The organism is Stenotrophomonas sp. PS02289, from assembly GCF_029960115.1.
Classification (GTDB): domain Bacteria; phylum Pseudomonadota; class Gammaproteobacteria; order Xanthomonadales; family Xanthomonadaceae; genus Stenotrophomonas.
Genome location: NZ_JASCOZ010000297.1, coordinates 1 through 2,685, shown reverse-complemented (window position 1 = coordinate 2,685; position 2,685 = coordinate 1). Strand labels below are relative to the sequence as shown.

The window sequence follows — 2,685 nt, the reverse complement described above, 5'->3', positions numbered from 1 at the left end:
CGGCTGCCCTTCGCGCGGCACCCACAGCCGGGCAAGCCCGGCTCTACCTCGCTGCCCTCACCGTTCTACACAAACGGTTGCCTGTAACCCCGCTTCAGAGTGCAATACCCACCGGTTTGAACCCCCACGTCCGAGTCCCCCGTGAGCCAGCTTTTCTCCCCCGTCTCCTTTGGGCCGCTGCAGCTGCCCAACCGCATCGTCATTGCCCCGATGTGCCAGTACTCCGCCACTGACGGCCAGGCCAACGACTGGCACCGCCAGCATCTGGGCCAGTTATCCCAGTCCGGTGCCGGCCTGCTGATCCTGGAAGCCACCGCCGTGCTGCCGGAAGGCCGCATCAGCTGGGCCGACCTGGGCCTGTGGGACGACGCCACTGAAGCCGCCCTCGCCGGCGTGATTGCCTCGGTGAAAGCGTGGTCACCGATGCCGGTGGGCGTGCAGCTCGCCCATGCCGGCCGCAAGGCCTCCTCCGCGCGTCCGTGGGACGGCGGCGGCGGGTTGCCGGCAACGGACCCGAATGGCTGGACCACGGTCGCGCCCTCCGCGCTGCCGTTCAATGACCACCCGCGCCCGGAAGCGCTGGATGTCGCCGGCATCGATGCCATCGTCGATGCGTTCGTGGCGGCGGCGCAGCGTGCCGAGCGCGTGGGCCTGGACCTGATCGAACTGCACGCCGCGCACGGTTACCTGCTGCACCAGTTCCTGTCGCCGCTGAGCAACCAGCGCGACGACGAGTACGGCGGCTCGCTGCAGAACCGCATGCGCCTGCTGATCCGCGTGTTCGACGCGGTACGCGAAGCGGTCTCCGAACACATCTCGGTCGGTGTGCGCGTCTCCGCCAGCGACTGGGTCGCCGGTGGCTGGGACATCGAACAGACCACCACGCTGGCCCAGATCCTGGACCTGCGTGGCTGCAACTTCCTGCACGTCTCCAGCGGCGGCCTCGACCCGCGCCAGAAGATTCCGCTGGAACCGGGCTACCAGGTCCCGTTCGCGCAGGCCATCAAGGCCGCCAAGGTGCGCATGCCGGTGATCGCCGTGGGCCTGATCACCGATCCCTCGCAGGCCGAATCCATCCTGCGCCACGGTCACGCCGATGCCGTGGCACTGGCGCGCGGCATCCTCTACGACCCGCGTTGGCCGTGGCATGCCGCGGCGGCACTCGGTGACAGCATCACGCCAGCCCCGCAGTACCTGCGCTGCGAGCCGCGTGAGGCGCGCGGCGTGTTCACCGCACCCGCCAAGTAGAGCCGGGCTCAGCCCGGCTGCTCTGCGCGCGTTCGGCGGCTCATCAACCGCCGACGCGCCACGCCTGCGGCAGCCCCTCCACCACGTGCTCCATCAGCGCCCGCACCTTCGGCGTCAGATCACGCCGGTCGCTGACACACAGGTACAGCCGCATGGGCTCCGGTGAGGTGTGCGCACCATCGTCGGAGGCAAACAGCACCTGCAGGTTGCCGCGCACCAGCCACGGCGCGGCGACGAAGGCCGCCAGCCGGGCGATGCCACCGCCGGCCGCCGCCATGGCCGCCAGCGCATCGATGTCGTCGCTGACCAAGGCCGGATTCAGATCCGCATCAAACGGCTGGCCGTCGCGCACGAAGCCCCAGCGCAGATGGCGGCCATCCACCGGGTAGCGGAACACCAGGCAGCGATGATCGCCAAGCGCTTCCGGGGTTTCCGGCACGCCCGCCTGGGCCAGGTACACCGGCGACGCACAAACCACGAACGGCACCTGGGCTAGTGGGCGTGCCACCAGTCCTTCCTCCAGCTGCGGGTCGATGCGGATGCTGACGTCCACCTCCTCATGCGCGTGGTCCACGCTGCGGTCGGACAGCAGCAGCTCGATATCCAGCCCCGGGTAGCGTGCCTGCAGCGACGGCAGCAGTGGTGCCAGTACATGCCGGCCAAATGCCGCGGTGCTGGCGATGCGCAGTCGGCCTTCCGGCTCGGCCTCCGGGTCGGTGACCGCGTCCTGCGCGCGTTGCAGGTCGTCCTCCACGTGGCGGACTTTGGCCAAGTACAGCGAACCGCGCTCGGTCAGCACCAGCCGGCGCGTGGTGCGGTTGAACAGGCGCACGCCCAGGTGGGTTTCCAGTCGGGCGATGTTCTGGCCCACTGCGGCGGAACTGATGCCGAGCGTGCGTGCGGCGGCGGCCAGGCTGCCCGCGTCGGCGGTGCGGATGAAGCTGCGGATGCAGTGAAGAATGTTCATGATGCCGCTATTGTCGCTGCTTGCTGCCAAGTTTTGCTTTGGTCTGTGCAAAGCGTGCGCGATCTATCGCGAGCGCTCCGGGCTGCATATCGTGCCGGTCCCGCAACCGCTGCGTTGCCTGCGAGCTGATACACGTCTGATGAATGCCTCTTGGAAACTCACGGCGCGCGCCACGCCCTTCGTCTTCGCGTTCTTCATGGCATCGATCATGGCCATGCTGATGTGCCTGGTGATCACCGCCGCCAATGCCGGCATCAACCCCGACTACCCGATGCGGGTGCTGGCTGCATACCAGCTGGCCATGCCGACTGCGTTCTGTTGTGTTCTGGTGGTGCGCCCACTGGTGATGCGGCTGGTGGCGCTGACGGTACATCCGAACCATTGACGTAGAGCCGGGGGGGGGGGGGGGGGGGGGGGGGGGGGGCCGCCGCCCCCGCGCCCCCCGCCCCCCCCCGGGGCGGGCGCCCCCC

The 2,685-nt window shown here is 69.1% G+C and carries 3 protein-coding genes; 2 read left to right on the top strand and 1 reads right to left on the bottom strand.

The features are described 5' to 3' along the window. The first annotated feature begins 141 nt into the window (after positions 1-141). Entirely contained in the window at positions 142-1,248 is a 1,107-nt protein-coding gene (locus QMX83_RS21125) for an NADH:flavin oxidoreductase/NADH oxidase (protein WP_282298587.1), read from the top strand. Positions 1,249-1,291: 43 nt separating this feature from the next. Here QMX83_RS21125 and QMX83_RS21120 read toward each other — a convergent pair whose 3' ends face one another. Next, positions 1,292-2,215, bottom strand: a complete 924-nt coding sequence (locus tag QMX83_RS21120) for a LysR family transcriptional regulator (protein ID WP_282298586.1) — start codon at positions 2,213-2,215, stop codon at positions 1,292-1,294. Between QMX83_RS21120 and QMX83_RS21115 the strand changes: the two genes are divergently transcribed. Beyond that, the gene (locus QMX83_RS21115; protein WP_282298585.1) at positions 2,208-2,600 is read left to right on the top strand and encodes a DUF2798 domain-containing protein; all 393 of its coding nucleotides are present in this window, start codon (positions 2,208-2,210) and stop codon (positions 2,598-2,600) included. The two genes, QMX83_RS21120 and QMX83_RS21115, sit on opposite strands and share 8 nt — an antisense overlap. Positions 2,601-2,685 lie beyond the last annotated feature (85 nt).

Bases quoted from the DNA above. Each gene is read 5' to 3' on its own strand.
- QMX83_RS21115 (WP_282298585.1), top strand. From the start codon at position 2,208: ATGTTCATGATGCCGCTATTGTCGCTGCTTGCTGCCAAGTTTTGCTTT.
- QMX83_RS21120 (WP_282298586.1), bottom strand. From the start codon at position 2,215: ATGAACATTCTTCACTGCATCCGCAGCTTCATCCGCACCGCCGACGCG.